Origin of the sequence: Mesorhizobium sp. M1A.F.Ca.IN.020.04.1.1 (assembly GCF_003997315.1) — a bacterium.
GTDB lineage: Bacteria > Pseudomonadota > Alphaproteobacteria > Rhizobiales > Rhizobiaceae > Mesorhizobium.
Genome location: NZ_RZSN01000293.1, coordinates 1 through 4,319, shown reverse-complemented (window position 1 = coordinate 4,319; position 4,319 = coordinate 1). Strand labels below are relative to the sequence as shown.

The window sequence follows — 4,319 nt, the reverse complement described above, 5'->3', positions numbered from 1 at the left end:
AGGTGAGGTCGCGCAATTGGCTGTCGTCGGCCACGAAGACCAGTATGCCGGTGAGCGCCATGGCAAGGGCGGCGATCGCCAGGCCGGCGAGCAGCATCGTGGCGACTGACGTCCGGCCGTGGCGCGTCGCAATGGCATAGAGCAGCAGCGTCACCGCCAGGCCGCCGAGGAAGGCTGCCAGCGGCAGGGCGAGCGTGCCAAGGGCGAGCGTGACAGGCGCAAGCCAGGTTGTGCCGAGCACGATGATTGCCACCGCGCCAAGGCTCGAGCCGGCCGAGACGCCGATCAGGCCGGGATCGGCGAGCGGGTTGCGGAACAGTCCTTGCATCACCGCGCCGGAGACGGCGAGCGCGGCGCCGATCAGCACGCCGAGCAGCACGCGCGGCATGCGGATGTCATAGACGATCAGCCGGTGGCGCGCGGCGAGCGCCGTATCGGCCGGCACGCCTCCGGTCAGCCAGTCGCGGATGACGCGAACGGCGGACGCGTCCGAAGCGCCCGAGGTCAGCGACAGGAATATGGACAGCGCAAGCGCGACAGACAAAAGCAGGATGACGATCCTTGCCCGCGCCGAGCGGTCGCCATCGGATGCCCTCACCCTGCCCGCCGGCCCCGCAATCGACTGTTCAGCCATCACCGCTCAGTCCGTGACCTGATTGCCGTAAAGCGAGACGGCGAGGTCGTGGATGGCCGCGGCCGTGCGCGGCCCGAAGCCCAGCAGGTAGCCGCCATCCATGCTGATCAGCTTGCGGGCAGCTCCCGCGGGCGTCGAAGCGATCGATGGATTGGCGAACAGCTCATCTTCCGAGATCGGTGGACCGGCGTTTTTCATGGTCAGGAGCACATCCGGCCTTGCGGTGACGATCGCCTCGTCGGACAGCTGCTTGTAGCCCGAAAAACCCTCGACCGCGTTGACGGCGCCGGCAAGCCTGATGATGCCGTCGCCGGCCGTATCGCTGCCCGCGGCCAGGATCTTGCCGCCCTGCATCGACAGCACGAACAGCACGCGCTTGCGCTCCTTGATCGCGGCCGTCTGCTTTTCGGCCGACTTCAGCTTCGCGTCCGTCTCCGCAGCGAGCTGCTCCGCCTTAGCCTCGACCCCCAGCGCCCTCCCGACGGTGCGGATCTTTTCGAGGATGCCTTCATGGCTGTAGCGCTCTGGCACCTCGATAAAGGGCACGCTCGATTTCTTCAACACGTCGACGGTTTCCTTCGGGCCGCTGCCATGCAGGGCTAGAATCCCCGATGGATTGACCGACAGAACGCCCTCCGGCGACAGCGCGCGCATATAGCCAACATCAGGCAATTTCTGCGCGGCTTGCGGGAAAGAGCTGGTCGAATCACGGGCGACGAGATGACCTTCCTCGCCGAGCGCATAGACGATCTCGGTGATCGAGCCGCCGATGGAGGCAATCCGCGAGGTGTCGGAGAAGACGGCCCTACCTTCATCGGCTCCGGCAGGCAGAGCGGCGGCGGCAAGCAGAACGCCGATCAGCGGCGCAAGCGTAGAGCGGAAACGGTGAACGACACGCATCGAGTCTCGCTTCATGCAGCGGTCGGGCTGGGGATACGGGGCAGGTTCTCGGCCAGGAAGCGCCAGTCTTCGCGCTCGCCCTCGCCTTCATGGCGCTTGCCGAAGAACTGGATGATCATGCCCCCCTTCGCGTCATAAGCCTCGAGCGACGTGACATGGCCATCCTTGGTCGGTTTGCGCACCGCCCAGACTTCATGGATGTGATCGGTCCTCAGATGCAGGTGGAAGGTCTCGTCGAGCACGTTGATCCACGGTCCCATCGGCTTGACCGACGTGATCGGGCCGGAGTGGATCTGGATGCAGCCGCGGTTGCCGACGAAGCACATGATCGGCATCTCGCCTTCCGCCGCGTGGTGGAACATGGCGCTGACGGCATCATTGTCGAGCAGCCATGCATAGTCCTGGCCCACCATGCGCACCGCCTCACGGCGGCTGAGCTTCAGCGTCTTCAGCATGCCGAAGAACTGATGCACGTCGGTCATCCGGCTCCAGCGGTCGCGGAGGTCGTCGATGCTGGCTACCGAGGCTTGCACCTCCACTTCGTCCTCCGGCGCGCTTGAGGCGATTGCGATCGTCGGCTCCTGGTTCGACGATTCAAGGCTCGCCATCAGCTTCTGGTAAGCATAGAGGTTCGAGGCTGCCCGCAGATGCACCTTGTGAACGGCCTCGCCGGCCGCATCGAAGAACTGCAGGCTGCGGCGGATCTCGCCCCCGTCGCGTTTCTCGACGGCAAAGCCATGTGCCCACACTTTCGGGAAGATGCGCAGGTCGATGTTCTCGCCGAGCACCATGGCGTTGTGATTGCCAGTGACGACCTTGTCGTAGACGCCGATCTTTTCGTGCACGGCGCTTTCGTTGCGGGTCAGCGCCATCACTTCGCCGACCGCTTCGAGGCCGCTCAGCAAGTCATTGACGCGCGGCTCGACGCGCACGGCGCCATGGCCGCAATGTGCCGCGACCAGCTCTGCTTCCGAAATGCCGAGTTGGGCCGCCAAATCGCGCTCGCGCATCTTCGGATTGTCTTCCCGCGAACCCCGGATCTCGTCCGGCGACGGCTTCACGCGTTGGTCCATATCGTCCACCTGCCCACTTTTTGTCTGCCCTGTTCGTCTGCCGATCGTGCTTACTTGTTGAGGATCAGCTTGCCCTGGCGGGTGATCTTCAGACGGTAGAGAGCACCATGATGTTCGATGCCGATCTCATGCTCGCCCTGGAACAGCGCGTTGCTGGAGAGCGTGCGCACTGACATCGCCACGCGGTCAAAACGCGCGGGCACGTCGTCGGAGCGGCGGCCGCGGTAGCGAAAGTCGCTTGGATTATGGCTGTTCATCTCATTCGGTCCCTTTTTCCTGTGCCGGCCACCGGGCCGGTCGCCTCGTCAAATGCCGATTAAATTCTTGACTCGATTTCTCATGTTTAATAGTCGTGCATTACCGGACTAAATGAGTCAACATTTAAGACGCCGGACGCGATCAAAAATGCGAGCGAGCCCCGCGCCAGCCAGCATCGAGCCTGAGAATTTGGAGTTGGGGCATGGGGTTGGTGAATTGGGGACGGCCGACAGATCGGCCGATGGCGAAGGAAATGGCGGCCTTGCTGGCTGGCGCGGCGGCAATCGCGCTCTGTATGCCGGCGGCCAAAGCGCAACAGGCCACCCAGCCGGCGGCTGACCAGCAGAGCGACCAGACAAAGAAGACTGACCAGAAAAGTGCAGGCGACTCGACGCTGCTCGACAAGATCCTCGTCATTAGCCGCACCGGCGAGACGGCGATCCAGTCGCTGGCCTCGGCCAGCCATGTCGACAAGGAACAGCTTGAGCGCCGCATGGCGACGACGCCGAACGAGATGCTGCTTGGCGTGCCGGGAGTTGCAGTGCAGGCCGACGCGCGACGCGTCAGCTCCAGCATCAACATCCGCGGCCTGCAGGATTTCGGCCGCGTGGCGGTGATCGTCGACGGCGCCAGGCAGGATTTCCAGCGCTCCGACCACGGCACGCAGTCGACCTTCTATGTCGATCCCGAGCTCATCAAATCCGTCGACGTGATCCGCGGCCCGGTCGCCAACACCTATGGCTCCGGCGCCATCGGCGGAGTGGTGTTCTTCGAAACCAAGGACGCCGGAGATTTCCTCAAGCCGGAAGAGACCTGGGCTGGATCGCTGACTGGTCGCTATGAAACGAATGGCAAGGGCTGGACCACCAGCGCTAGCGGCGCCTATCGCTTCAACGAGAACTGGGACGTTTTGGGCAACATCGTCTACCGCGACTACGGCGACTACAAGAACGGTGGCGGCGACACCGTTGCCGGCACCGGCTTCGACGTGCTGAGCGGCCTGCTCAAGACCACCATTCGCCCGACCGAGAACAGCGAGTTGAAGCTCGGCTGGGTCGGCTCGAAGGACGGGTGGACGGAGACCAGTGGCGGCGTTCCGGCCAACGATGTCGACCTGAAATCGAATACCTTCACCGCCCGCTACAACATCACCGACGATGCCAAAAGCTGGCTCGATCTCCACATCAACGCCTCTTACAACAAGACGCTTCTCGATCTGACGACGCTCGTCCCGCAGAACCGTTTCGATCCGACGACCGGCCTGCCCGTGGTGCTGCCCGCCGGGTCGCTCTCGACTTTCGATGTCGGGACGACCGGCATCGACATATGGAACACGTCGCGATTCGAGACCGCCGGCATTGCGCATGAGTTGACTTACGGCGGTGACTGGGTCGGCGACGACGTCGAAACCGGGGGCACAGCCGGCGGCGACAGCTTCTACACGCCGTCAGGTA

The 4,319-nt window shown here is 63.8% G+C and carries 5 protein-coding genes; 1 reads left to right on the top strand and 4 read right to left on the bottom strand.

Annotated elements, in window-relative coordinates:
- The 4 genes from EOA49_RS30640 to hemP form a co-directional block, all read right to left on the bottom strand.
- A partial coding sequence (locus tag EOA49_RS30640; protein WP_164749337.1) for an iron chelate uptake ABC transporter family permease subunit occupies window positions 1–634 on the bottom strand: 634 nt, incomplete at its 3' end.
- Between the two features lie 6 nt (window positions 635–640).
- Entirely contained in the window at window positions 641–1,534 is an 894-nt protein-coding gene (locus EOA49_RS30635; RefSeq protein WP_067329448.1) for a hemin ABC transporter substrate-binding protein, read from the bottom strand.
- Between the two features lie 11 nt (window positions 1,535–1,545).
- Complete coding sequence (locus tag EOA49_RS30630; protein WP_067329637.1) at window positions 1,546–2,607, bottom strand: hemin-degrading factor; 1,062 nt, start codon at window positions 2,605–2,607, stop codon at window positions 1,546–1,548.
- A 50-nt stretch (window positions 2,608–2,657) separates the two neighbouring features.
- Window positions 2,658–2,864: a hemin uptake protein HemP gene (gene hemP, locus EOA49_RS30625; RefSeq protein WP_066999851.1), complete on the bottom strand. Its 207-nt coding sequence runs from the start codon at window positions 2,862–2,864 to the stop codon at window positions 2,658–2,660.
- Between the two features lie 203 nt (window positions 2,865–3,067).
- On the opposite strand from hemP, the gene EOA49_RS30620 reads away from it, so the two are divergent.
- Window positions 3,068–4,319, top strand: a 1,252-nt coding sequence (locus EOA49_RS30620; protein WP_164749336.1) for a TonB-dependent receptor plug domain-containing protein, incomplete at its 3' end; no start/stop codon positions are given.

What these genes read in the sequence shown, in the direction of transcription:
- EOA49_RS30635 (WP_067329448.1), bottom strand. Translation starts at nt 1,534, where the DNA reads ATGCGTGTCGTTCACCGTTTCCGCTCTACGCTTGCGCCGCTGATCGGC.
- EOA49_RS30630 (WP_067329637.1), bottom strand. Translation starts at nt 2,607, where the DNA reads ATGGACCAACGCGTGAAGCCGTCGCCGGACGAGATCCGGGGTTCGCGG.
- hemP (WP_066999851.1), bottom strand. Translation starts at nt 2,864, where the DNA reads ATGAACAGCCATAATCCAAGCGACTTTCGCTACCGCGGCCGCCGCTCC.